The organism is Mycobacterium neumannii (genome assembly GCF_002245615.1).
GTDB lineage: Bacteria > Actinomycetota > Actinomycetes > Mycobacteriales > Mycobacteriaceae > Mycobacterium > Mycobacterium neumannii_A.
The window spans coordinates 1-24,041 of sequence record NZ_NKCO01000034.1 but is presented as its reverse complement, the minus strand read 5'-3'; the positions used below and the strand labels follow the sequence as shown (position 1 = coordinate 24,041).

General features: G+C 67.9%; 27 protein-coding genes. 12 read left to right on the top strand and 15 right to left on the bottom strand.

Annotated features, from left to right (window positions below):
- Positions 1 to 46 precede the first annotated feature (46 nt).
- From gatC to gatB, 4 genes are all read left to right on the top strand, one after another.
- Positions 47 to 346: an Asp-tRNA(Asn)/Glu-tRNA(Gln) amidotransferase subunit GatC gene (gene gatC, locus CEX88_RS24715; protein ID WP_094295501.1), complete on the top strand. Its 300-nt coding sequence runs from the start codon at positions 47 to 49 to the stop codon at positions 344 to 346.
- Between the two features lie 14 nt (positions 347 to 360).
- Positions 361 to 1,824, top strand: a complete 1,464-nt coding sequence (gene gatA / locus CEX88_RS24710; protein ID WP_094295500.1) for an Asp-tRNA(Asn)/Glu-tRNA(Gln) amidotransferase subunit GatA — start codon at positions 361 to 363, stop codon at positions 1,822 to 1,824.
- 78 nt (positions 1,825 to 1,902) lie between these two features.
- The gene (locus CEX88_RS24705) at positions 1,903 to 2,934 is read left to right on the top strand and encodes an ATP-dependent 6-phosphofructokinase (protein ID WP_094295499.1); all 1,032 of its coding nucleotides are present in this window, start codon (positions 1,903 to 1,905) and stop codon (positions 2,932 to 2,934) included.
- 23 nt (positions 2,935 to 2,957) lie between these two features.
- Entirely contained in the window at positions 2,958 to 4,460 is a 1,503-nt protein-coding gene (gene gatB, locus CEX88_RS24700) for an Asp-tRNA(Asn)/Glu-tRNA(Gln) amidotransferase subunit GatB (protein ID WP_094295498.1), read from the top strand.
- A gap of 75 nt (positions 4,461 to 4,535) precedes the next feature.
- On the opposite strand, the gene CEX88_RS24695 is transcribed toward gatB, so the two are convergent.
- The gene (locus tag CEX88_RS24695) at positions 4,536 to 5,141 is read right to left on the bottom strand and encodes a TetR/AcrR family transcriptional regulator (protein ID WP_066845011.1); all 606 of its coding nucleotides are present in this window, start codon (positions 5,139 to 5,141) and stop codon (positions 4,536 to 4,538) included.
- 99 nt (positions 5,142 to 5,240) lie between these two features.
- On the opposite strand from CEX88_RS24695, the gene CEX88_RS24690 reads away from it, so the two are divergent.
- Positions 5,241 to 5,981: an SDR family NAD(P)-dependent oxidoreductase gene (locus CEX88_RS24690; RefSeq protein WP_094295497.1), complete on the top strand. Its 741-nt coding sequence runs from the start codon at positions 5,241 to 5,243 to the stop codon at positions 5,979 to 5,981.
- Positions 5,982 to 5,987: 6 nt separating this feature from the next.
- On the top strand, positions 5,988 to 6,305 hold the full coding sequence (locus CEX88_RS24685) for a DMT family transporter (protein ID WP_066845005.1): 318 nt from the start codon (positions 5,988 to 5,990) through the stop codon (positions 6,303 to 6,305).
- Between the two features lie 21 nt (positions 6,306 to 6,326).
- Here the strand turns inward: CEX88_RS24685 and CEX88_RS24680 are convergent, their stop codons facing one another.
- Positions 6,327 to 7,448, bottom strand: a complete 1,122-nt coding sequence (locus CEX88_RS24680; RefSeq protein WP_066845002.1) for a PQQ-dependent sugar dehydrogenase — start codon at positions 7,446 to 7,448, stop codon at positions 6,327 to 6,329.
- Positions 7,449 to 7,587: 139 nt separating this feature from the next.
- On the opposite strand from CEX88_RS24680, the gene CEX88_RS24675 reads away from it, so the two are divergent.
- Positions 7,588 to 8,415, top strand: a complete 828-nt coding sequence (locus CEX88_RS24675) for a DoxX family protein (protein ID WP_094295514.1) — start codon at positions 7,588 to 7,590, stop codon at positions 8,413 to 8,415.
- Here CEX88_RS24675 and CEX88_RS24670 read toward each other — a convergent pair.
- Positions 8,412 to 8,759, bottom strand: coding sequence for a PH domain-containing protein (locus CEX88_RS24670; protein ID WP_066844999.1), 348 nt, complete (start codon positions 8,757 to 8,759; stop codon positions 8,412 to 8,414). The two genes, CEX88_RS24675 and CEX88_RS24670, sit on opposite strands and share 4 nt — an antisense overlap.
- A gap of 306 nt (positions 8,760 to 9,065) precedes the next feature.
- Here CEX88_RS24670 and CEX88_RS24665 point away from each other — a divergent pair, with 306 nt between their 5' ends.
- From CEX88_RS24665 to ilvC, 3 genes are read left to right on the top strand one after another with little or no spacing between them, the layout of a single operon-like run.
- Positions 9,066 to 10,934, top strand: coding sequence for an acetolactate synthase large subunit (locus tag CEX88_RS24665; protein ID WP_094295496.1), 1,869 nt, complete (start codon positions 9,066 to 9,068; stop codon positions 10,932 to 10,934).
- Positions 10,934 to 11,443, top strand: coding sequence for an acetolactate synthase small subunit (ilvN, locus tag CEX88_RS24660; protein ID WP_066844993.1), 510 nt, complete (start codon positions 10,934 to 10,936; stop codon positions 11,441 to 11,443). Before CEX88_RS24665 ends, ilvN begins: the two co-directional genes overlap by 1 nt.
- Before the next feature lie 51 nt (positions 11,444 to 11,494).
- Positions 11,495 to 12,496, top strand: a complete 1,002-nt coding sequence (gene ilvC, locus CEX88_RS24655) for a ketol-acid reductoisomerase (RefSeq protein ID WP_197506030.1) — start codon at positions 11,495 to 11,497, stop codon at positions 12,494 to 12,496.
- A 57-nt stretch (positions 12,497 to 12,553) separates the two neighbouring features.
- Here the strand turns inward: ilvC and CEX88_RS24650 are convergent, their stop codons facing one another.
- Positions 12,554 to 12,991 carry a hypothetical protein gene (locus CEX88_RS24650; protein WP_094295495.1) on the bottom strand — a complete coding sequence of 146 codons (438 nt, stop codon included), beginning with the start codon at positions 12,989 to 12,991 and terminating at the stop codon, positions 12,554 to 12,556.
- 133 nt (positions 12,992 to 13,124) lie between these two features.
- On the opposite strand from CEX88_RS24650, the gene CEX88_RS24645 reads away from it, so the two are divergent.
- Both CEX88_RS24645 and idi read left to right on the top strand, forming a co-directional pair.
- The gene (locus CEX88_RS24645; RefSeq protein ID WP_066844984.1) at positions 13,125 to 13,961 is read left to right on the top strand and encodes a MerR family transcriptional regulator; all 837 of its coding nucleotides are present in this window, start codon (positions 13,125 to 13,127) and stop codon (positions 13,959 to 13,961) included.
- Positions 13,962 to 14,044: 83 nt separating this feature from the next.
- Positions 14,045 to 14,602, top strand: a complete 558-nt coding sequence (gene idi / locus CEX88_RS24640) for an isopentenyl-diphosphate Delta-isomerase (protein WP_094295494.1) — start codon at positions 14,045 to 14,047, stop codon at positions 14,600 to 14,602.
- Here idi and CEX88_RS24635 read toward each other — a convergent pair.
- From CEX88_RS24635 to CEX88_RS24585, 11 genes are all read right to left on the bottom strand, one after another.
- Positions 14,563 to 14,679 (bottom strand): DUF3140 domain-containing protein, encoded by a 117-nt coding sequence (locus CEX88_RS24635; protein ID WP_126315877.1) that lies wholly within the window; start codon positions 14,677 to 14,679, stop codon positions 14,563 to 14,565. The two genes, idi and CEX88_RS24635, sit on opposite strands and share 40 nt — an antisense overlap.
- A 3-nt stretch (positions 14,680 to 14,682) precedes the next feature.
- Positions 14,683 to 14,892, bottom strand: a complete 210-nt coding sequence (locus CEX88_RS24630) for a hypervirulence associated TUDOR domain-containing protein (RefSeq protein WP_094295493.1) — start codon at positions 14,890 to 14,892, stop codon at positions 14,683 to 14,685.
- 38 nt (positions 14,893 to 14,930) lie between these two features.
- On the bottom strand, positions 14,931 to 15,938 hold the full coding sequence (locus CEX88_RS24625) for a Rieske (2Fe-2S) protein (protein ID WP_094295492.1): 1,008 nt from the start codon (positions 15,936 to 15,938) through the stop codon (positions 14,931 to 14,933).
- Complete coding sequence (locus CEX88_RS24620; protein WP_094295491.1) at positions 15,935 to 17,446, bottom strand: FAD-dependent oxidoreductase; 1,512 nt, start codon at positions 17,444 to 17,446, stop codon at positions 15,935 to 15,937. The genes CEX88_RS24625 and CEX88_RS24620 overlap by 4 nt, the downstream gene beginning before the upstream one ends.
- Complete coding sequence (locus CEX88_RS24615) at positions 17,443 to 18,174, bottom strand: class I SAM-dependent methyltransferase (RefSeq protein ID WP_094295490.1); 732 nt, start codon at positions 18,172 to 18,174, stop codon at positions 17,443 to 17,445. Before CEX88_RS24615 ends, CEX88_RS24620 begins: the two co-directional genes overlap by 4 nt.
- Positions 18,171 to 18,500: a lycopene cyclase domain-containing protein gene (locus CEX88_RS24610; RefSeq protein ID WP_066844967.1), complete on the bottom strand. Its 330-nt coding sequence runs from the start codon at positions 18,498 to 18,500 to the stop codon at positions 18,171 to 18,173. Before CEX88_RS24610 ends, CEX88_RS24615 begins: the two co-directional genes overlap by 4 nt.
- Complete coding sequence (locus tag CEX88_RS24605) at positions 18,497 to 18,841, bottom strand: lycopene cyclase domain-containing protein (RefSeq protein ID WP_094295489.1); 345 nt, start codon at positions 18,839 to 18,841, stop codon at positions 18,497 to 18,499. The genes CEX88_RS24610 and CEX88_RS24605 overlap by 4 nt, the downstream gene beginning before the upstream one ends.
- Positions 18,842 to 18,843: 2 nt before the next feature.
- Entirely contained in the window at positions 18,844 to 19,791 is a 948-nt protein-coding gene (locus tag CEX88_RS24600) for a phytoene/squalene synthase family protein (RefSeq protein WP_094295488.1), read from the bottom strand.
- The gene (gene crtI, locus CEX88_RS24595; protein ID WP_094295487.1) at positions 19,788 to 21,296 is read right to left on the bottom strand and encodes a phytoene desaturase family protein; all 1,509 of its coding nucleotides are present in this window, start codon (positions 21,294 to 21,296) and stop codon (positions 19,788 to 19,790) included. Before crtI ends, CEX88_RS24600 begins: the two co-directional genes overlap by 4 nt.
- Positions 21,296 to 22,360: a polyprenyl synthetase family protein gene (locus tag CEX88_RS24590; protein ID WP_094295486.1), complete on the bottom strand. Its 1,065-nt coding sequence runs from the start codon at positions 22,358 to 22,360 to the stop codon at positions 21,296 to 21,298. The genes crtI and CEX88_RS24590 overlap by 1 nt, the downstream gene beginning before the upstream one ends.
- A 194-nt stretch (positions 22,361 to 22,554) precedes the next feature.
- Positions 22,555 to 23,985: a phytoene desaturase family protein gene (locus CEX88_RS24585; RefSeq protein ID WP_094295485.1), complete on the bottom strand. Its 1,431-nt coding sequence runs from the start codon at positions 23,983 to 23,985 to the stop codon at positions 22,555 to 22,557.
- Between the last annotated feature and the right edge of the window lie 56 nt (positions 23,986 to 24,041).

The window sequence follows — 24,041 nt, the reverse complement described above, 5'->3', positions numbered from 1 at the left end:
ATTCCGGCCTCGGCGGCCGCAACGGCGATGACTAGGCTTGCTTGTCGTGTCGCAGATCTCCCGAGACGAGGTAGCCCATCTGGCGCGTCTGGCCCGCCTCGCCCTGACCGAAGACGAGCTGGACAACTACGCCGGGCAGTTGGACGCCATCCTCGGTCACGTCAGCCAAATCCAGTCCGTCGACGTCGAAGGGGTCAAACCGACCGGGAACCCGCTCACCGACGTCAACGTGTTCCGGCCGGACACGGTCGAGCCGTGCCTGACGCAGGAGGAGGCGCTGGACCAGGCGCCCAAGGCGGCCGAGGGCCGGTTTGCGGTGCCGCGGATCCTGGGGGAGGCGCAGTGAGCGATCTCACCCGAATGGACGCCGCGACGCTCGGAGAAAAGATCGCCGCAAAAGAGGTGTCGTCGACGGAGGTCACCCAGGCACACCTGGACCAGATCGCCGCGACCGACGACCGCTACCACGCGTTCCTGCACGTCGCGGAGGAGCGTGCGCTGGAGGCCGCCGCGCGCGTCGATGCGGCCGTCGCGGCCGGCGAGGATCTGCCCTCGCCGCTGGCAGGGGTGCCGGTGGCGCTCAAGGACGTCTTCACCACCACCGACATGCCCACGACCTGCGGATCGAAGATCCTCGAGGACTGGACGTCGCCCTATGACGCGACCGTCACCATGCTGCTGCGTGCTGCCGGCCTGCCGATCCTCGGCAAGACCAACATGGACGAGTTCGCGATGGGGTCGTCCACGGAGAACTCCGCGTACGGGCCGACGCGCAATCCGTGGGACGTCGAGCGCGTGCCCGGCGGCTCCGGAGGGGGAAGCGCCGCAGCGCTGGCGGCGTTCCAGGCGCCATTGGCAATCGGCACCGACACCGGTGGTTCGATCCGCCAGCCGGCCGCGCTGACTGCGACGGTCGGCGTCAAACCGACCTACGGAACCGTGTCGCGCTACGGGCTGGTCGCGTGCGCGTCCTCGCTCGACCAGGGCGGCCCGTGCGCGCGCACCGTCCTCGACACCGCACTGCTGCACCAGGTGATCGCCGGGCACGACGCGAAGGACTCCACGTCGGTCCACGCCGCGGTGCCCGACGTCGTCAGCGCCGCGCGGACCGGAGCGGCCGGCGACCTGGCGGGCGTGCGGATCGGTGTGGTCAAGCAGTTGCGTGGCGACGGCTACCAGCCCGGTGTGCTGGAGTCGTTCAACGCCGCCGTCGAACAGCTGACCGCGCTGGGCGCCGAGGTCAGCGAGGTGGACTGCCCGCACTTCGACTACTCGCTGCCGGCCTACTACCTGATCCTTCCATCGGAGGTCTCGAGCAACCTCGCGCGCTTCGACGCGATGCGCTTCGGGATGCGCGTCGGTGACGACGGCACGCACAGCGCCGAGGAAGTCATGGCGTTGACTCGTGCCGCCGGCTTCGGCCCGGAAGTCAAGCGCCGCATCATGATTGGCACCTACGCGCTGTCGGCGGGGTACTACGACGCGTATTACAACCAGGCGCAGAAGGTGCGCACGCTGATCGCGCGCGATCTCGACGAGGCATACGAGAAGGTCGACGTGCTGATCTCGCCGACGACGCCGACGACGGCATTCCCGTTGGGGGAGAAGGTCGACGACCCGCTGGCGATGTACCTGTTCGACCTGTGCACGCTGCCGTTGAACCTGGCGGGCCACTGCGGAATGTCGGTGCCTTCGGCGCTGTCACCCGACGACAGGCTGCCCGTCGGACTGCAGATCATGGCACCCGCGCTGGCCGACGACCGGTTGTACCGCGTCGGCGCGGCCTACGAGGCGGCACGCGGGCCGCTGTCGACGGCGGTTTAGGGGCCGCGAGCGCACGTTTGTTGGACGCAAACGCCGACAGAGGGCGCAAACATCCGCGCGCTCGGGGAGGATGTAGCCATGCGGATCGGAGTGCTGACCGGTGGCGGTGACTGTCCGGGACTGAACGCGGTCATTCGGGCCGTGGTGCGCACGTGCGACGTGCGCTACGGCTCGTCGGTCGTCGGATTCCAGGACGGCTGGCGCGGTCTGCTGGAGAACCGTCGCATCCAACTGGCCAACGACGACCGCAACGACCGGTTGCTGGCCAAGGGCGGCACGATGCTCGGCACCGCCCGCGTGCATCCGGAGAAACTGCGCGCCGGGCTCGACCAGATCAAGCAGACGCTCGACGACAACGGCATCGACGTTCTGATCCCGATCGGCGGCGAGGGCACGCTCACCGCCGCGCACTGGCTCTCCGAGGAGAACGTTCCCGTCGTCGGCGTGCCGAAGACCATCGACAACGACATCGACTGCACCGATGTCACGTTCGGACATGACACCGCGCTCGGGGTGGCCAGCGAGGCCATCGACCGCTTGCACAGCACTGCGGAGTCACACCAGCGCGTGATGCTCGTCGAGGTGATGGGCCGCCACGCGGGCTGGATCGCGTTGAATGCGGGGTTGGCGTCCGGTGCGCACATGACGCTGATCCCCGAACAGCCCTTCGACGTCGAAGAGGTTTGCCGACTGATCAAACAGCGCTTCGTGCGCGGTGATTCGCACTTCATCTGCGTGGTGGCAGAAGGCGCGAAGCCGGCCGAGGGGTCGATGCAACTGCGGCAGGGCGGACTCGACGAGTTCGGCCACGAGCGTTTCACCGGCGTCGCACAGCAGCTCGCCTTCGAGGTGGAGAAGCGAATCAACAAAGAGGTGCGGGTGACGGTTCTGGGCCACGTGCAGCGCGGCGGCACGCCGACGCCCTTTGACCGCGTGCTGGCCACCCGCTTCGGTGTCAACGCCGCCGATGCCGCACACGCGGGCGAGTACGGGATGATGGTGTCGCTTCGCGGCCAGGAGATCGGCCGCGTCTCGCTCGCCGACGCCACCCGCCAGCTGAAGCTCGTCCCGCAGAGCCGGTACGACGACGCCGCGGAGTTCTTCGGCTGAGCCCGCTTACTAAGATCGGCGTCATGACTGCTGCGACCGCCGACCTGCTGGACTACGACGACGTCGTCGCGCGCTACGAGCCCGTGCTCGGATTGGAAGTCCACGTCGAACTGTCCACCGCCACCAAGATGTTCTGCGGTTGCGCCAACAAGTTCGGCGCTGAACCCAACACTCAGGTGTGCCCCGTCTGCCTGGGACTGCCCGGGTCGCTGCCCGTGCTCAACGAGAAGGCCGTCGAGTCCGCGATCCGGATCGGGCTCGCGCTGAACTGCGAGATCGTGCCGTGGTGCCGGTTCGCCCGCAAGAACTATTTCTATCCGGACATGCCGAAGAACTACCAGATCAGCCAGTACGACGAGCCGATCGCGATCAACGGTTACCTCGACGTGCCGCTCGACGACGGGTCGAACTGGCGGGTCGAGATCGAGCGCGCCCACATGGAGGAAGACACCGGCAAGCTGACCCACCTCGGCAGCGAGACGGGCCGCATCGAAGGCGCCACGACCTCGCTGATCGACTACAACCGTTCCGGTGTGCCGCTGATCGAGATCGTCACAAAGCCGGTCGAAGGCGCCGGCGAGCGCGCCCCCGAGATCGCCCGTGCCTACGTGACGGCGCTGCGGGATCTGCTGCGCGGCCTCGGCGTCTCCGATGTTCGCATGGACCAGGGTTCGATGCGCTGTGACTCCAACGTCTCGCTCAAACCGATAGGGCAGAAGGAGTTCGGCACCCGCACCGAAACCAAGAACGTCAACTCGCTCAAGAGCGTCGAGGTCGCCGTCCGCTACGAGATGCGCCGGCAGGCAGCGGTTCTCGAGTCGGGCGGTCGAATCACCCAGGAGACCAGGCACTTTCACGAGGACGGTTACACCTCACCGGGACGCAGCAAGGAAACCGCCGAGGACTACCGGTATTTCCCCGAGCCCGACCTCGAGCCGGTGGCACCCGATGCGGAGTGGATCGAGCGGTTGCGGGCGACGATTCCCGAGCTTCCGTGGCTGTCCCGCAAGCGAATTCAGGACGATTGGGGAATTTCCGACGAGGTGATGCGCGACCTCGTCAACATCGGCGCGCTGGACCTGATCGCCGCCACCGTCGAACAGGGCGCATCCAGCGACGCGGCCCGCGCGTGGTGGGGAAACTTTCTGGTGCAGAAGGCCAACGAAGCCGGTGTGGAACTCGACGAGCTCCCGATCACGCCCGCGCAGGTGGCCGCGGTCGTCAAGCTCGTCGACGACGGCAAGCTGTCCAACAAGCTCGCCCGGCAGGTGGTCGAGGGCGTGTTGGCCGGCGAGGGCGAACCCGAGCAGGTGATGAAGGGTCGTGGGCTGGAGGTCGTGCGCGACGATTCGGCGTTGCAGGCCGCCGTCGACGAGGCGCTGGCGGCCAATCCCGGCATCGTCGAGAAGATTCGGGGCGGCAAGGTGCAGGCCGCGGGCGCGATCGTCGGCGCCGTCATGAAGGCCACCAAGGGACAGGCCGACGCGGCACGGGTGCGCGAGCTGGTCTTGGCGGCCTGCAGCTAGCACCGAAACTGCACACAGGGTCGTGCGCGAAGCTCGACCACGGCCCTGGCTGCATTCTGGAAGCATGGCGGCGTGTCAGGACCCGGTCAGGCCCTCCCAAGCTGCGATGGCCGCTTCGGCGATCGCCGATAACTTCTCTCGGTCCGCGCCGTCGCGGGCTTGTATCGCCATCCCATGGTTCACGGTGTTGTAGAACGCGGCGATGGTCGCGGCGTCGGCTCCGGCCGGGACGTCGCCGTCGGCGATCCCCCGGTCGACCCGGGTGCGGAAGGCGTCCTCGGTGGCGACGCGCCACTCGGCGAGGTGTTCGTGCACTGAACGAGTGCGTTCGGTGCAGGTGGTGGCGGCGAGCACGATCATGCAGCCGCGGGGTTTGTCCGGATCGCAGAACACCTCGGCGTGGTGGCGCAGCACCGCGGCGATGGCCTCACGTGCGGTGGGCCGATCGCGCAACTCGGCTGCCGCGGTGGCGCCCAGCGTCTGGTCGTAGCGAGCGACCGCCTCGCGGAACAGCTCCTCCTTGGACCCGAACGCCGCATACAGGCTCGGCGAATTGATGCCCATCGCCGCGGTCAGGTCGCTCATCGACGTGCCCTCGTAACCGTGCTGCCAGAACACCTCCATGGCGCGTTCCAGGGCTTCGGTGCGATCGAAGGTGCGTGGTCGGCCGCGTGACACCATGCCCCCGCACCCCCTTCTGTATCGAACGTCAAAGAAATCGTTGACAAGTATACGCAGGCCCGATAATTATGTATCGAACGATACATAAAGGAGGTCGAGATGTCGGAATTGGAAGGGAAGTCGGCGCTGGTCACGGGCGGCAGCAGGGGGATCGGGGCAGCCATCGCGGCCCGCCTCGCCGAACGCGGCGCGGACGTCGCCATCACCTACGCGCGGACTAAGGAGCGCGCCGACGAGGTCGTTGACGGGATCGCTGCGCGCGGCAGGCGCGGCCTGGCGATTCGTGCGGACAGCGCCTCCGCCGACGACGTGCCAGCGGCCGTGGAGCAGGCCAATGCGCAGTTCGGCAAGCTCGACATCCTGGTCAACAACGCGGGCGTCTTTCCCTATGGTCCGATCGAGGCGGTATCGGTCGAGGAGATCGACCGCACACTCGCCATCCACGCCCGTGCGGTGTACCTGGCCAGTCAGGCCGCCGTGCGGCACATGCCCGGCGGCGGCCGGATCATCAGCATAGGAAGCAATCTGGCCGAGCGGGTGCCCTCTGCAGGGGTCACGCTCTACTCGATGAGCAAGGCCGCGCTCATCGGGTTCACCAAAGGCCTTGCGCGCGACCTCGGGGCACGCGACATCACCGTCAACCTTGTGCAGCCCGGCTCGACCGACACCGACATGAACCCCGCCGACGCGGCCGGCGCCGACGAGCAGCGCGCGCTCAGCGCTCTCGGCCGCTACGCCGCCGCCGACGACATCGCCGATTCCGTTGCGTTCCTTGCGGGTCCGGGTGCATCGAACATCACCGGCGCGGTTCTCACCGTCGACGGTGGAACGAATGCGTGACCCGCGATGGCGTGGCTGATCCTGGTTGTCGCGGGGCTGCTCGAGATCGTCTGGGCGATCGCGCTCAAGCAGTCCGAGGGGTTCAGCAGGCTGGGCCCCAGCGTGCTCGGCGTCGGCGCCGCGTTGCTCAGCTTCGTCCTGCTGACCCTGGCACTTCGTCAGTTGCCCGCAGGCACCGGCTATGCGGTCTGGGTGGGCATCGGCGCCGTCGGTGTCGCGGTCGCGGGAGTGTTCCTGCTCGGTGAGCCGGCCAGCGCGGCGCGCGTGGCGTTTCTCGCCGTGATCGTCGTGGGCATCATCGGCCTGCGCATCGTCGAGAGCTGAAGGTCCTAACCGCGCAGTCGATCAGGTGTTGTCCGCCGGGTTGCGCGGGAAGCCGCCGCCCTGCGGGAACAGCGGGAAGACCACGTCGTCGAGTTTTTGGGCATCGCCCGCCGTCTTGTTGATCGTGCCACCCCAGATGTTGCCGTCGGGCGACATGGCCAATGCCCAGGCGTGGCCGTGCTGGTCCTGGCGCACCACCTCGGGATCGCCGGTCACCGCACCGGTTTCGGGAGCGAGCCGCACGGCGACGGTCTGCTTGGTGTTGACCAGATTGACCAGAACCGACCCGTCCAGCGCGGCGCAGCCCGCAACACCGGGCCGGTCGGGCCAGGTCCACACCGTGGACGTCTTCGAGTCCTTGGTGATGCGCTGCAACCTGTCACCGGATGCGGCGCGGTCGGTGATGTACAGCGACCCGTCCGAGTGGTCCAGGCACATGCCGCCCGCGGCGCCCAGACCCGACAGGGCGGTCGTCGTCGGGGCCTGATCGACCGTGGTGGGCTGCTCGATCCGCAACACCTTTCCGGCCAGCGACCCAGGGTTCGCGGCATCGGCGGCATTGCCCGCGTCGCCGGTCTGCACGAGCAGCGTCGTCGGGCTGGTGAAGATCAACGCGCCGGTGTTGCCGGTGGCGCCCTTCGGGATGCCGGTCAGGATCGGCTTGGGGATGTCGCCGTCGGCAATGCGGATGACGCGGTTGTCGGTGGGGGTGCTGACGTAGGCGTACATCAGCCGGTCCTGTTGATAGGTCGGTGACAGCACGATGTCCAACAGCCCGCCATCACCCGACCCGTCGACCGGCAGCGTCGTCTTGACCTTGGGTTCGGCCCGCACCGAGACCTCTTTGACCACGCCGGTCGTGCGCTCGGCGACCAGGGCCGACTGGCTGTCGGGCAGCATGATCAGGCCGCTGGTGCTTTCCAGACAACCCTGCATGACGCCGGGCGCCGGGCACTCCTTCGGAAACGGCGTCGGGGGCAGCGGCGGCGGTGGCGGCGGTGACGACGTCGGACCGGGCTCGAGCTGGGGCTCAGTGGTGAACGGTTGCGACTGCAGATCGTCGAATCGCGCACAGCCCGACCCGACGAGCAACGCCGCGCACGCCACGGCGAGCGCACCCCGCATCGGCCGGCGCAGTTTCATGCGAGCCAGGTTACGGATCATTCGGATGTGTTCGCCACGCGCACCCGCTGGGCCGCGCCCCGAACCGTCGGCGAATTAAGGCCCCGAAAGCACCGCGCCAATACCCGGCTACCGGGTGACAAGCACTTACGCTGGCATGGTGACCAGTCATTCCAATGACCCACGCGCCTGGCAGCGGCCCGACGACGCGGCCGGGCGGCCCGCGTCGGCGAGCCTGGTCGACCCCGAAGACGACCTCCCGTCGGCCAACTACGCCGGCGACTTCGAGACCACCGCGATCCCGCACTACGACTCGAACAGCGGCGCGCCGGTCTCCACCGGTTTCGGACTGCTCAACGATCCCGAGCCGCTGCCGTACGTGCAGCCCGGCGGCAGGCACGCACTCGACTACTCGGCCGATCCGGCGGAGATCGGCCCCGATCCGTTCCGCGCCGCACCGGAGCGCCGCGGCACGCTCGACCTCGGCCTTCTACTGTTGCGCCTCGCAGTCGGTGCCCTGTTCATCGGCCACGGCCTGCAGAAGGCGTTCGGGCTGTGGGGCGGGCCCGGGCTGGGCGGATGGGAAGCCCAGCTGTCCGATATGGGCTTCCGCTACGCCGACATCCTGGCCTACGTCGGCGCGTTCGGGCAGATCGCCGCGGGCGTGCTGCTCATCCTGGGTCTCTTCACCCCGGTGGCCGCCGCCGGCGCGCTGGCGTATCTGGTGACCGGCGTACTGGCCGAGGCGATGGTCGCCCACGAGGAGGCGCGCCTGTCGGACTTCCTCACCGACGGGCACGAGTACAACGTGTTTCTGACCTGCGCGGTGGCCGCGCTGGTGTTGACGGGCCCCGGCCGGTACGGATTCGACGCCGGACGCGGTTGGGCACGCCGGCCCTTCCTCGGATCGCTCGGCGCGCTGGTGCTCGGCGCGGGCGCCGGTGTGGCTCTCTGGGTGCTGCTCAACGGCGGCAACCCGTTCGCCTAATCCTTCGCGTACGGATTGGGCACACGCCCCTCGCTGGCCTCGGCCAACAGCGGCAACGTCGCGAACGTCACCGCGGGCAACCGCAGGTCTCTGCCGTCCTTCAAATGGGCGTAAGCCGATGATCCCTTGCCGAAGCGCAGGCCGTCGATGTCGCCCCAGCCGACGGTCTCGCTGCCCAACAGCGTGCGCGCGGTCACCTGATCGTGGTCGGCGACGGTGCGGTAGCGCGCGACGAACACCGACAACACGATCGGAATGATCAACAGGGCCGCCACCCAGGTGAGGCCCGCCAGAACCAGCGAAAGCATGCTGAACGCCAGAAAGGCGACGGCGAAATGCGCCATGGGAGAGATCCGGATGACGACGGGAGCGGGAGCGGCGTTCGAACTCACCCCGCCATCTTCGCACCGTGCCGCAATTTGACCTGTGACCAGTGCAGAGGCTACCGTCGACGGTTATGCAGGCCCAGGGGTTGCTCGTAGTAATCGGGAAGCGCGTTGATGCCGCGCTCGCCCTTACTCGGGCATAACTCCGGCATCAGCGCGCGACCCTCGTACAGCAACCCAGCTGACGGGGGTTTTTTCTTGCCCGACCACCGAATTTGAGACCCTAGAGACGGATCCGAAGAAGGATTTAGGAGAACGAACACCGTGAGCGCACCAACAACCCGACCGCTGGAGCAGGTGGCGGCAACCGTGCCCGACGACGGACATGCCACCCACCCGACGGCCAAATCTGCGCCCGCACCGGCCAAACGCGCTGAGCCGCAACAGATGACCGGCGCACAGGCAGTCATCCGGTCGCTGGAGGAACTCGACGTCGACACCATCTTCGGGATCCCCGGCGGGGCGGTGCTGCCGGTGTACGACCCGCTGTTCGACTCCAAGAAGCTGCGCCACGTCCTGGTCCGTCACGAGCAGGGCGCCGGGCATGCCGCCAGTGGTTACGCCCACGCGACCGGCAAGGTCGGCGTGATGATGGCCACGTCGGGGCCCGGTGCGACCAACCTGGTGACACCGTTGGCCGACGCGCACATGGACTCGATTCCGGTGGTGGCGATCACCGGTCAGGTGGGGCGCGGCCTGATCGGCACCGATGCGTTCCAGGAGGCCGACATCTCCGGCATCACGATGCCGATCACCAAGCACAACTTCCTCGTGCGCAGCGGCGACGAGATCCCGCAGGCGATCGCCGAGGCGTTCCACATCGCGGCCTCGGGCCGCCCCGGGCCGGTGCTGGTCGACATCCCCAAGGATGTTCTGCAGGGGCAGTGCACCTTCAGCTGGCCACCGCGCATCGACCTGCCGGGTTACAAGCCGAACACCAAACCGCACAACCGTCAGATTCGCGAGGCCGCCAAACTGATCGCCGCCGCACGCAAGCCGGTGCTCTACGTCGGCGGCGGGGTGATCCGCGGAGAGGCCACTGAGGAACTGCTGGAGCTGGCCGAGCTGACCGGAATTCCGGTCGTGACCACGCTGATGGCGCGCGGGGCGTTCCCCGACAGCCATCCGCAGAACATGGGCATGCCCGGAATGCACGGCACGGTGTCCGCGGTGGCCGCCCTGCAGCGCAGCGACCTGCTGATAGCGCTGGGCACCCGGTTCGACGACCGGGTGACCGGGCGGCTGGATTCCTTCGCGCCGGAGGCCAAGGTCATCCACGCCGACATCGACCCCGCCGAGATCGGCAAGAACCGCCACGCCGACGTGCCGATCGTCGGTGACGTCAAGGCCGTCATCGCCGATCTGGTCGTGGCCCTGCGCCGGGACGGCACCGCCGACGCGATCACGATCGACAACTGGACGGAGTACCTGGGAGGGGTGCAGGCGACCTACCCGCTGAGTTACGGGCCGCAGAGCGACGGCAGCCTCTCACCGGAGTACGTCATCGAGACGCTGGGCAAGATGGCCGGTCCCGACGCCGTGTACGTCGCAGGCGTCGGCCAGCACCAGATGTGGGCCGCGCAGTTCATTTCCTACGAGAAGCCGAAGACATGGCTGAACTCCGGCGGCCTCGGCACCATGGGCTACGCCGTCCCCGCGGCGATGGGGGCCAAGTTCGGCCGCCCGGAGGCCGAGGTGTGGGCCATCGACGGCGACGGCTGCTTCCAGATGACCAACCAGGAGCTGGCCACCTGTGCCGTTGAGGGTGCGCCGATCAAGGTGGCGCTGATCAACAACGGCAACCTCGGCATGGTGCGCCAGTGGCAGACGCTGTTCTACGAAGAGCGGTACAGCCAAACGGATCTGGCCACGCACTCGCGGCGCATCCCCGATTTCGTCAAGCTGGCCGAGGCGCTCGGATGTGTCGGATTGCGTTGCGAGCGAGCCGAAGACGTCGAGGACGTGATTCGGCAGGCCCGCGAGATCAACGACCGTCCCGTGGTGATCGACTTCATCGTCGGCGCAGACGCCCAGGTATGGCCCATGGTCGCGGCGGGCACGAGCAACGACGAGATCCAGGCCGCGCGCGGCATCCGCCCGCTGTTCGACGATCCGGAAGAAGGCCACGCCTGATGGGTACCAACGCTACGCAGACGTTGTCGGTTCTGGTCGAGGACAAACCGGGTGTCCTGGCGCGCGTCGCGTCGCTGTTCTCCCGGCGCGGCTTCAACATCCAGTCCCTGGCGGTCGGTGCGACCGAGCAGAAGAACATGTCGCGGATGACGATCGTGGTCAGCGTGGACGAAGCGCCGCTGGAGCAGATCACCAAACAGCTCAACAAGCTGGTGAATGTGATCAAGATCGTCGAGCAGGAGGAAGAGAACTCGGTTTCGCGTGAGCTCGCGCTGATCAAGGTGCGCACCGACGCCTCGACCCGCGGTCAGGTCATCGAGGCGGTGAACCTGTTTCGCGCCAAGGTCGTCGACGTGTCGACCGAGTCGCTGACGGTCGAGGCGACCGGTACACCCGAGAAGCTCGAGGCGCTGCTGCGGGTGTTGGAGCCCTTCGGAATCCGCGAGATCGTGCAGTCCGGTGTGGTGTCGCTGTCGCGCGGCCCGCGCAGCATCGGGACCACCAAGTAACCCAAATCGCCAAACCAAGTGAGTAGATAAGGAAATTCAGTGGCAGTAGAGATGTTCTATGACGACGACGCGGACCTGTCGATCATCCAGGGACGCAAGGTCGGCGTCATCGGCTACGGCAGCCAGGGTCACGCCCACTCGCTGAGCCTGCGCGACTCCGGCGTCGAGGTGAAGGTCGGCCTCAAAGAGGGCTCGAAGTCGCGTGAAAAGGTCGCCGAGCAGGGGCTCGAGGTCGACACGCCCGCCGAGGTCGCCAAGTGGGCCGACGTCATCATGTTGCTGGCGCCCGACACCGCACAGGCCGAGATCTTTTCGAACGACATCGAACCCAACCTCGAGGACGGCAATGCGCTGTTCTTCGGCCACGGCCTCAACATTCACTTCGACCTGATCAAGCCGCCGGCCAACGTCACGATCGGCATGGTCGCCCCGAAGGGTCCGGGACATCTGGTGCGCAGGCAGTTCGTCGACGGCAAGGGCGTGCCGTGTCTGATCGCGATCGATCAGGACCCCAAGGGCGAGGGCCAGGCGCTTGCGCTGTCGTACGCCAAGGGCATCGGCGGCACCCGCGCAGGCGTCATCAAGACCACGTTCAAGGACGAGACCGAGACCGACCTGTTCGGTGAGCAGGCCGTGTTGTGCGGCGGCACAGAGGAACTCGTCAAGACCGGGTTCGACGTGATGGTCGAGGCCGGTTATGCGCCGGAGCTGGCGTACTTCGAGGTGCTGCACGAGCTCAAGCTGATCGTCGACCTGATGTACGAGGGCGGCATCGCGCGGATGAACTACTCGGTGTCCGACACCGCGGAGTTCGGCGGCTACCTCTCCGGGCCGCGGGTGATCGACGCCGACACCAAGGAGCGGATGCGCACCATTCTCAAAGAGATTCAGGACGGCACCTTCGTCAAGAAGCTCGTCGCCAACGTCGAGGGCGGCAACAAGGAGCTCGAGGGCCTGCGCAAGAAGAACGCGGAGCATCCGATCGAGGTGACCGGCAAGAAGCTGCGCGACCTGATGAGCTGGGTGGACCGGCCCATCACCGAAACGGCTTAACTTCGGCGATTTCGGTGTAGTTGGTTGCGCTCAGCGGCACCGACGACACCGAAATCACTACTCGTCGGGGCGGTGCTCGTGCCCGGGGCGACCCTGGGTGCGGCGCCGCTCCTTCATTTCGGACTCGAACACGTGCCTGCGGCCCTGCTGCAGCGCGTCGCGCACTTGGCGTTCGTGGTCGCGGAACACCGACCAGTAGCTGTCGTCGAAGTCCTCGACGATCTGGAACGTCCAACGGCCGTACAGCACGTTGCGGCCGACGAGTTCGGACTCCAGACGTTCGGCGACACCGTCGTGGCCGGCGTCGCGCAACTTGTCACAAGCCTCGCCCAGCAGAAGGTCTGCGCGACCCATCAGCTGGTGGAACGAATACAGATGTCCGCGTGCGCGTTCCACCCACTCCAATGCCTCCGAGACCCCGCCGACCGCCTCGACGGTCGCGTCGTCGAGTCCCTCGGGGCGGCTGTGCTGTTCGTCCTTCTGCTGATCGGTCATGGGGCTACAAGTACCCGCTTCGAGCCGCAGCCATGTCCACATAACGAACTGATGCATCGCTTTCGCATTGATGGTTTGCCCGGCGCGCGATCGGTGAACCCTCGCTAGGCCGAAACCCCAGTGAGCAGGCCCCATGAATGACGCTGACACACCGCGGTACACCGTCCGCGTGGTGGCCGAGCGCGTCGGCGTGCCGACTGCGACCCTGCGCAGCTGGAGCCAGCGCTACGGGGTCGGGCCATCGCAGCACCGCCCCGGACGACACCGGCTCTACAGCGACAACGACATCGCCGTCGTGCAGCACATGCACCAGCTCATCGGGCAGGGCACCAGCGCCCGCAGCGCCGCCCGCCTCGCGTCCGGGTCCGTCGCGCCGCGACGCGGCGATGTCGAGGCGCTGCTGTCGGCCGCATTCGAACTGGACCTCGCCGCGTTGGGTCGACTCCTGGACACCCACCTGCGTCACTTCGGGGTTGTCGACACATGGGACCTGATGGTGCGGCCGGCGTTCGCGGCCATCGTCACCCAGCAGGACGAGGACGGCGGCTGCGTCGACGTCGAACACGCGCTGTCGTGGGCGGTGTCGCGCTCACTGCACGCAGCACCGCTCATGCGCATCGACGCCTCGACAGCGGTCATCCTGGCCTGCACCGCGCGCGAAGCGCATGTCCTGCCGCTCGAAGCGCTTCGCGCCGCCCTCTCCGAACGTCGGCGCGGTGCGCTGATGCTCGGCGCCGACGTTCCGGTCGCGGCCTTGACCGAGGCGATCGGCAGGGTGACGCCTTCCGCCCGGGTGGTGCTGTGGTCACACACCTCCGATACTGCCGACATGGATATGGTCGCAGCGGCCAGCGCGGAAACCGACGTCGCGCTCGGCGGCACCGGGTGGGACGCGGCCGCCGGCGTCGGCCCGGCCGCGCGCGTGCACAGCCTGCGTGAGGCCGTCGATTGGTGTGTGGGCGCCTCATGACCGGGTTGCATCGTCTATGCGTCGGTTAGCCCGGCGGATTTGGGTACACACATGAGGTGTCTGCAGTGAGCACGCCGACGACCATGGCCACGACCGGTGAGTGCGTCGTCCTTCTCGACGAAGAGGGGCGGCAGATCGGCAGCGCCGCCAAAACGAGTGTCCACCACGCGGCGACCCCGCTTCACCTCGGTTTTTCGTGCTATCTGTTCGATGCCGACGGTCGGGTGCTGTTGACCCGTCGCGCGCTGAACAAGACGACCTGGCCGGGGGTATGGTCCAACTCGTTCTGCGGGCACCCGGCACCGGGGGAGCAGGTCGAGGATGCGGTGCGCCGCCGCGCCCGCCAGGAGTTGGGCATATCGATCCAATCCCCGGTGTGTGTGCTGCCCGACTTCCGGTACCGCGCGGTCGCCGCCGACGGCACGGTCGAGAACGAGATCTGTCCGGTGTTCGTCGCCCGCTGTGACGGGCGGTTGCGGCCCGATCCGGGTGAGGTCATGGAGTGGATGTGGGTTTCCTGGGATCAGTTGCGCTCGGCGGTCGGGTTGCCCTGGTCGATCAGCCCGTGGGCCATGGAGCAGATACCTCTGCTCGACGAGCCTCACTTGAAGGGGTCGTGGCCCCAGTTCATCAACGAGTAGCGCCACGCCGAGTCCTCGATGTCGCCGTTCGGCCGCTGGGCCAGATGGCGGCGCGCATATCCGACGCCCTTGCGCATGCGCTACTTCTTCTTCAGCGATTCCGGCTTGTGCACCGCGTCGCGGCCGCTCTTGTCGCTGCGCACCCGGTACTGCGGGTTGTCGGAGTCGGCGCGCACCGTGCGACCCGCGGCCTCGGTGCCCGAGGTGATCTTCTCTTCGACCGTCCCGGTGACGGTGGTGCCGTGACTCTTCCACTGCACCTTGTCGCCCTTGCGGATGTCCTTGCTCATCTCGGCGGTATACCCGGGCGACCCGACGCAAAACGGGCTCAAGCCCGGGAGCGCTGCCGGTAAAGCCGTTCGGCGTAAGCCAGATCGTCACGCCACAAGCGGGTGGCCGCATATCGCATGAACGGGGTGATCATCGGAGCGCCGCGAAGCGCGTGTGCGAATCCCGGACGGTCGGAATGGGCGATGACCGCCTCGATGACGGCGGTGCGGGGCACGCCGTCGCGGTCGGGACCAAGCGGGGTCGCGTGCGTCTCGACCACGCTTCCCGCGCCTTCGCCGTCGATGATGCGCATGGTGATGGTGCGCGGCTCCGGTGTGGTGAACTCCGCGATCACCGGGACGCCGAGCCGCCCGATGTGAAAGGTGACTGCGACCAGAAAGCGGTCGGCGTCTTCAGGGAGATCGTCGTCGGCCGCCGGCGCCGACAGTACGTCCAGCCGCGTGAACGAATACGGGTGAAACCACGCCCCGTGCCACGGATCGAGCCGGTTGGCGATCACGTCGCTGGGCTCGCAGGTGCCGACCAACCGCGTCACCGCCGACAGCCGCGGCCCCTCGGGTCGCCTCGGCAATATCGGTGCCTCCGTGGGGCTTTCACCGCCGATTGCGTCCAGCCGCACCCATGCGAGCACACCGTCGTCGTGGGCGGGGTAGGGCCGCCAGCTCCAGGTTCGGCCGCCGTCGAAGCGCAGTCCGTGCCACGGGCAGATCAACGTCCCGCACTCGACGGTCCCGGTGGACAGGTCGGCGCCGAGGTGCGGGCAGGCTGCCGGGCCGACCGCGAGACTGCCGTCGGTGCCGCGCCATGCGACCAGTTCGACTCCGCCGACCGTAGCGCTGACCGGTCGCTTGCCGATGGTGTCGCTGGCCGCGAACGCATACCAGTTTCCGCTCGGCCTGCGCTGTGAGCGGCGCAGCGCGCTGTGGATCAGCGACGGTTTGGCATCGTCGTACGTCGGCTGCTGGCCGGACCACGTGGTGCGCGGAAGCAATTGGAACGGCGTGGTTTTCGCCAACCGTGCCTTGAGTTCGGCGAGCATGGTCATGCGTACTGCCTTTCGGCCAGTCGCCGCAGGGGGGCGAAGCGACCCTGGGTGGGTACCGTCTGGAGGTCGTGGCCGGTGAGGCCGAAGCGCTTGAGCAGCAGGTTGGCCGCCGACCATCCGGTGGTGGCGGCCCGCTCCATCAGCGCGACCGGCAGGTCGATGCGTATACCGTCACCGGCCAGTGCCAGGCCGGGCTGCGGCGTCGAGACGGTGGGGCGGCGTTCGAAGTCACCGGGGGCGAAACGCGGGCAGTCCTGACGGCACAGCACCCGTTCGCCGACGATCTTCGCATCGGCGGTTTCGGGATACAGTTCGGCCATCCGCACCGGTAACCGCTCGAGCACGTCGTCTTTTCCGTCGGTCACCGCGTACGCGTGCAGCTCCACCACCGAGCCGCCGGTTCGGCGCGACCACGTCGCCGCCTCCCGTTCGTACCTGTCCAGCACGCTCACATTGTCCAGCGGCGGTCGGCCGCCCGTCCCGAGAAATGCCGCACGGTCCGGATCGACGGGCCGGTCCAACCACAGTCGCTGCACGACGAACGGTGCGGCCGTGCCCATTGCGGCGATCCGGGACCGCCATTCGTCGTCGCCGAGCGATGCCGATTGACCGACGATGCGCTGCAGGCCGGAGACATCGGTGGCCAGTACCACCCCGTCGGCCTCGAGCGGGTCGCCGCCGTCGGAGTGCACCGCGAACCGGTCAGCGGTGCGTACCTCGGTCACCGACACACCGGTGTGGATGCGAACTCCCAGCGATTGCAGGTACGCGCGCAGCGGTTCCCACAGCGCCGTGTCGAAGTTCGCACCTGCGACGTCGAACACCAGGCCCTCGCTGGAGCCCAGAAAGTAGATGTGGAACATTGTTGCCAGTTCGGCGGCCGAGAGGTTGGTCGGCTCGGCGAAGAAGCTTCTCGAGAAGACTTCGAAGGCCAGGTGGCGAGCGGGTTCGGGGAAGTTGATGTCGCGAAGGAAGGTGTCGGCGTCGACATGGTCCAGACGGTCATAGATCTCGGGGACCGACACCGCGGCCAAGGGCGCTGCGGCGCGGGCGTTGAGCCGCACCAGGTCGCGAAGCCGGAAGGTGGGGCTGCGCAGCGCGAAAGCCAACGCATTCCACGGTGGCGTCTGCGGCAGGCCCCGGAAGGTGTCGCGTCTACCGTGCGCGTCGACCAGGGGGTAGTCGGAGACGGCGGTGAGCATGCCCAACGTTGGATCGATGCGGCGCAACAGGTTTCGAAGGTTGTAGTACTGGCGGAAGAAGGCGTGGAAGCCGCGGTTCATGGCGACCGGAGAGCCGTCGTCGAGCGAATCGGTCCACCCACCGACACGACCCCCGAGGTACGTCTCGCGTTCGAGGACATCGACGCTCACACCGCGTTCGGCGAGACCGGTGGCCGCGGCCAGGCCCGCGATGCCCCCGCCGACGACGACCACGTGCCGTTTGTCGAAAGGCACCCCCGCGTCGGGCGGCGGTGCGGGGTGGGTGATGCGTTGCGGGTCGGTCATCGGGGCGCCTCGGCGAGGAACGTGTGCACGATGTTGCGCTGCCAACCCGGCATCGTCTCGCTGTGTACGGCCGTGAAGCCATTGCGGCGCAGGCGATCCCGAAAGTCCGCGGCACCGTCGAAGCGGTTCACGCTGCGCCGCAGGTACCGGTACAGCGAGGCGTCACCGCTGCGGAGACGCCCGCTCGGAATGATGATGGTGGCGCACACGGCGTTCCACACCGCGGTCGCCAGCCGCGAGTCGCGCACGGAGTACTCGTGAACCGCCAGCGTCGCTCCCGGGCGCAGCAGCGTGCGGAACTCGCGCAGTTGCGCGTCGGGGTCGGGCAGGTTGCGGATGAGGTAGGCGGCGAAGATGCCGTCGAAGGGACCGCTGACGCCGGCGGCGGCGAGGTCCTCGATGCGGCTGTGGACGAACCGCACCGAGTCGGGCCACTGTTTGGCCCGCGCCTCGGCCAGCATGCCTTCAGAGCCGTCGACGCCGACGATCTCGGCGTGCGGCGCCACCGACAGCAGCGCCGCGGTGGACGCGCCGGTGCCGCAGCCGGCGTCCAGCAACCGCAGACCGCGACCGTCATCGGGCAACCGCATCCGCTGTGCCGAAATACGAAGGTGCTCATGGTATCCGGGATTGGAGTCGACCAGCGTGTCGTAGGCCGGTGCCCCCTCGTCGAACGCGGCGGGGACATCAGCGGGGTCACCGGCGTCACGGCCCGCATTGACTTTCACGGCGCGTTCCTCCTCTGTGTGCGCAGCCGCTGCCGTTCCCACAGCAGTAGCACCGCGGTGACCAGCGCCCAGCCGAAAAGGAAGTCCTCGACCGGGATGTCGAACGGGAACCGGATGCCGCTGGTGTGCCGTTCGTCGTAGATGACGATCGGCGCGCTGAGCTTGGTGAGCCAACCGTCGACCGGTATCTGGAAACCGAGCACGATCGCCATCGAGATCCAGTACGCGGGCTTGCGGAACAGCCCGGTGCGAAGCACGCCCAATTCCAGGGCGCACACGGTGATCACCCCGAGCACGGCGGGCACCGTGTAGCCGAGTCCGGTCATTTGGCCTGCTCCACACGATCCCGCGTCCGTTGCAACCACGTCAGGATCGTGGTGACGGCGTTGTAGGTCAACAATCCGCACAGCGGGATCACGATGAAGAACAGCAGTTCCTCGATCGGCATCACGCCGGGGATGTCGATCCCAGTGACGTAATTCGAGTTGTAGGTCCACACGTCGGCGAAGATGGCGATCACATCCCAGAGCACGAACACCGCGGCCACGGGCAGAATCGCGGCCGCGGCCCGGCGCGCCTGCCGGTAAACGCCGTCGCCGAAGATCTCCAACGGCGCGGTGATCACCAGGCACGCGGCCAGAACCAACAGGTAATGCCAGTTGTCCATCGTCACGCCTTGGGTTCCTGACGACGCGCCCTCCACGCCTTGACCAGTCCGGCGCACCCGACGCGGATGCGGCGACCGGTGCCCACGGTGGCGCGCTGGCTGAACACGGCGAAGTCGATTTGCTCGATACGGTCGAGGATTTCGGAGTACAGGGTCAGCGCCGCTGACACGCACGGGCGCGACCGCGGGCTCAGATGAGCGATGCCGCGCCGTGCGAAGTCGTACACGCGCCGGTTGATGGCGTGTTGTTCCACCAGCGCCCGGCGCACCTTTGCGTCGGTGCGACGGTTCTCGTGGCACCAGGTCAACACATCTCGGTCGACCCCGTGTGCGGCCAGTTCGTCGGCCGGCAGATAGACCCGGCCGCGCTCGAGATCCTCGTCGATGTCACGCAGGAAATTGGTGAGCTGGAACGCCTTTCCCAGTGCCGCCGCATACGGCGCGGCCTCCTCGCGTGGGCCGACGGTGCCGAGTACGGGCAGAAGCTGTAAACCGATCACCTCGGCCGAGCCGTACATGTAGCGATCGAGGGCGGCCCGGTCGGGATAGTCGGTGACGCTCAGATCCATGCGCATGGAGCCGAGGAAGTCGTCGAACAGCTCCCACGGGATGCCGTACCGCCGGGCGCAGTGCACCACCGCGGCCAGCGACGGATCCCCGTCGTCGCAGCTGCCCTGCGCGAGCCGGTTGAACAGCTGGGTGGCCAGGCGCTGCAGCTGATCGGCGCGCTCATTCATGCTGATGACGGGATCGAAGTCGTCGAGGATGTCGTCGGCGCGGCGGGCGAAGCCGTACAGCGCGTGCACGGCGGGACGCTGTTCGGGCGCCAGCAGCCGGGTGGCCAGAAAGAAGGTGCGGCCGTGTTCGGCGTTGATCGTGCGGCAGCGGCGATAGGCGTCGCGAAGTGTCGGGTCGTGTACGCCCGCGGCGTCGAGTTCGGAACCGATCATGCTTGCACCACCTGGCTACGGGCCCGCCGGGCTGGCAGGCCGGTGATTCGGTCGGCCGCCAGCCGCCCCGACAGCAGCGCGGTCGGAACGCCGACTCCCGGAACGGTCGACGACCCCGCCAACACCACGTTGGCGACGCCGCGAACGGTGTTGGCGGGACGGAAGGGGCCGGTCTGGCCGAACGTATGGGCCAACGCGAACGGAGTTCCGGCGGCCATTCCCTGACGTGCCCAGTCCGCGGGATCCACGACGTGCAGCACCTCGGGGTCGACCCCCACCTGCGGGAGCCGTGAGCTCACCACGTCCATCATCTGGCGCACGTAATCGTCGCGCGTCGATGCCCAATCGATGTGTCCCACTGCCAGATTGGGCGCGGGGGCGAGGACGTACAGCAGGTCCCGGCCTGCCGGCGCCAGCGACGGGTCCCCGGCGGTGGGGCGGGTCACCAACAGCGACGGATCCGACATCACGCGCCCGTCGTCGATGATGTCGGTGAACGTCTTGCGCCACTCGTCGCCGAAAACGATCGTGTGGTGTCCGACGTCCGGGCCCACGGTGCGGCAGCCGACGTGGGCCACCACCGCCGACGGGGCGGGCCGCAGCGGCAGCGCACGCCGCGGCGTGCGACCGAGCAGCCGGTACGTGTCGGGCAGTTCGGTGGTCAGCACCACCGCGTCGGCAGTGATCCGGTCACCGCCCTCGGTATGCACCGCGACCACCCGGTCGCCCGTGCGCTCCAACGCCGAAACCGCCGAATCGTAACGGAACTCGACGCCGGCATCGGTCGCGGCCGCGGCCAGCGCGTCGGGCAACGCGCGCACACCGCCGCGGGGGAAGTACACGCCGGAGATCGTGTCCATGTAGGCGATCACGGCGTACACCGCCAGCGCCCGGTGCGGCGGCACACCGGCGTACAACGCCTGAAAGGTGAACACCCGCTGCAGTCGCTCATCGCTGATGAAGCGGCGCACCATCCTGTCCCAGCGCCGGAAGCCGCCGATGGCGGTCAGCCGGGCGAGCTGCGGTGTCAGCAGCGACAGCGGTGAGTCGAAGTTCGCGGCGATGAACCCGTCGAACTCGACGCGGTACAGCTTGGCCAGCCAATCGCGAAGGCGCAGATAGCCGTCCGCCTGGTCGCGGCCTGCGAAGCCCTCGATCTCGGCGGCCATCGCGTCGGCTTCGGCGCGCACGTGCAGCGAGCTGCCGTCGGCGAACGACGCGCGGTAGGCGGGATCGACGTTGATCAGGTCCAGTCGGTCCGCGGTGTTCTCGCCGACGGCGGCGAACGCGTCGTCGATGATGTCGGGCATCGTCAGCACGGTCGGCCCGGTGTCGAGGCGGTAGCCGCCGATGTCGGCGCGACCGACGCGCCCACCCGGATGGCGTCCGCGTTCGAGGACCGTGACGGTGCGGCCGCGCCCGGCGAGCTGTAGCGCCGCCGACAGTCCCGACAGTCCTGCGCCGACCACGACGACGTGGTCGGTGCGGCCCGCGACGGTGCGCATCACGCGGCCCGTTCGGTGCAGGCGGCGGCCATGTCGGCCAGCGCGGTGCGGATCAACGGGTCCAGTTGCCTCGTGTCGATCAGCTCGAGTGCGCGGTTGAGCCGCGAATCGATCAGCTGTTCAACCCATTCCAGTGCGCCGGTCGCGACGATCAGCTCGCGCCACCGGCGGATGTCCTCGTGATCCAGATCAGAGGCACTCATCAGGTGGGTGAGCTCGCGGCGATGGTTCGCGTCGGCGAGGCCGTAGGCGGCCACCACGACGCTGGTCGCCTTGTGCTCGAAGAGGTCACTGCCTGCCGGCTTACCGGTGATCTCGGGAGACCCAAAGATGCCGAGGACGTCGTCGCGCAACTGGAAGGCCTCACCGACCGCTTCGCCGTACTGGCCGAGCAACATCAGCACACCCGGCGCGCATCCGGCCATGTCGGCGCCGATCTCGAGCGGTCTGCGCACGGTGTAGTTGCCGGACTTGCGCCGCATCACGTCGAGAACCCGTTCCCACTCGGGGAATTCGGCGGCGTCGTTGACCAGGTCGGCGAACTGGCCGACGGCGAGTTCGGTGCGCATCAAGTCGTATCTGTGCCAGCCGCGCGCCAGCGCAGCCTCGCCGACACCGCTTTCCCGCAGCATCTGTGCAGCCCACACCAGGCACAGATCACCGAGAAGGACGGCCGCGGCCTCGCCGAAACGTTCGGGTGAACCCGACATTGCCCGCTCGCGGTGCCACTGCGCGAACCTGACATGAGCAGAGGGTCGCCCGCGGCGCAGCGCGGAGCCGTCCATCACGTCGTCCTGCAGCAGGGCGAACGCATGCAGCAACTCGAAGCTCGCCGCCGCCCGCAGCGCACCGGGATCGTCGTCGGCGTTGGACAACCAGCCCAGGTAGACGAAAGTCGAGCGGACGCACTTTCCGCCGTCGACGAAATCCTGCAGGACGTCGGCGGCGAGATCGACTCCGGCCGACTTGAGGTCGTCGGCGCAGCGTGTCTTGACGAAATCGGCCAGTGACCGAAGCACCTCACTGCGTATGGCGTCGCGCCATACCGGAAATGCCGTGGTCATGAGCCCTCTGGGGGGAGCGGTGAGGTCTGACACCGACAGGAGCGGGGTCTGCGTGTTTCCGTTGATCCCGCTCAAGCAGCGTTCCCTTCACTCGATGCGATGACAGGTACCCGAATCGGTCGAACTCAACCGGGGTACCCCTTCTCGCCGCACCTACGCATCGAATTTGCATCGATACGTACCGGGTTCCGGGCTCAGGGAGACAGTGCAGGCATCGTCTTGATGCCGAACTCGCGCCGCAGCACCGTGCGCGCGGCGAAATAACCGGCCATGCCGTGCACCCCGCCCCCGGGCGGCGTGGCCGACGAGCACAGGTACGCCTTGGAGATGGGTGTGGTCCAGGGGTTGAGTCGAGGGGTCGGACCCGCGAGCGCGTGAACGAGGGTGTTGCCGCCGACGCCGATGTCGCCGCCGACCAGGTTGGCGTTGTGGTCGGCCAGGCGTGCGGCGGGAACGGATCGCACGGCCACCACGATGTCGCGGAAGCCGGGCGCGAAGCGCTCGAAGATGTCGGTGACCCGCTCGGCCTGGTCGACGGTCGATCCATTCGGGACATGCGCGTAGCTCCACAACGGCCGGCGGCCCTGGGCGTCGATGCGGCCGGGATCCTCCAGGTGTGGCTGCGCGGCGAGCACCATCGGCCACTGGGGGTGCCGCCCTGCGGCGATCTCGCGTTCGGCGTGAGCCATCTGCTCGCGGGTGCCACCCATGTGCAGCGTGGGCGCCTGTCGTAACCGCTCGTCGGTGAACGGCACATCCTCGGAGAGCACGAAGTCGACCTTGGCCACGCCGGGGCCGAATCGATATCGCTGCAAGGCTTTTGCATAGCGGCGGGGCAGCTTGTCGCCGTAGATGCGGGCCAGCGCGGTGGGTGCGGTGTCGAAGAGTGCGACACCCTCGGGTGGTTCGGTGACCTCCTGGCCGGCCGTGATCACACCACCGTGAGCACGGAGGTCCGAGATCAGCGCATCGACGATGGCCTGGCTTCCGCCGACGGGGATGGGCCAGCCGACGGTGTGTGCGAGCGTGGCCAACATGAGGCCCCCGCCCGCCGACACCAACGACGGAATTTGCGAAATCACATGTGCGGCAACGCCGCTGAACAATGCGCGCGCATCGTCACCCTTGAGTGCGCCCCACGCGGGCGTGCCCTGTTCGAGCAGCCGGCTCGCCACCTGGACCGCGGCGATCGGGTTGCTCGGGACTGAGCGTTTGTCGCCGAGCAGCAGATCGAGAACGGCGTCGTCGCGTTCGACCATGGGGCCGAAGAACCTGCGCCATGAGTGCCCGTGCTCGAGCTCCGCGACGGTCCGGTCGAGGTCGTGGTAACCGATCGCGGCGCGCGCCCCGGGAAGAGGATTGGCGTAGGAGACCTCGGGTACCCGCAGGCTCACGCCACGAGCGGGCAGGTCGAATTCGGCCAGGAACGGCGACGCCAGCGCGAGCGGGTGAACGGCCGAACAGATGTCGTGGGAGACGCCGGGAAACTCCGGGTCGGCAAGAGTGCGGGCGCCACCTCCGAGGGTCGGCTGCGCCTCGAACACCTGCACCGACAACCCGGCCCTGGCACAGACGACGGCTGCCGCCAAACCGTTGGGTCCGCTGCCGACGACGGTGACATCCACGCCTGCGGTTCTCCCACCCACCACGCCTGCGGTTCTCCCACCCACCACGCCTGCGG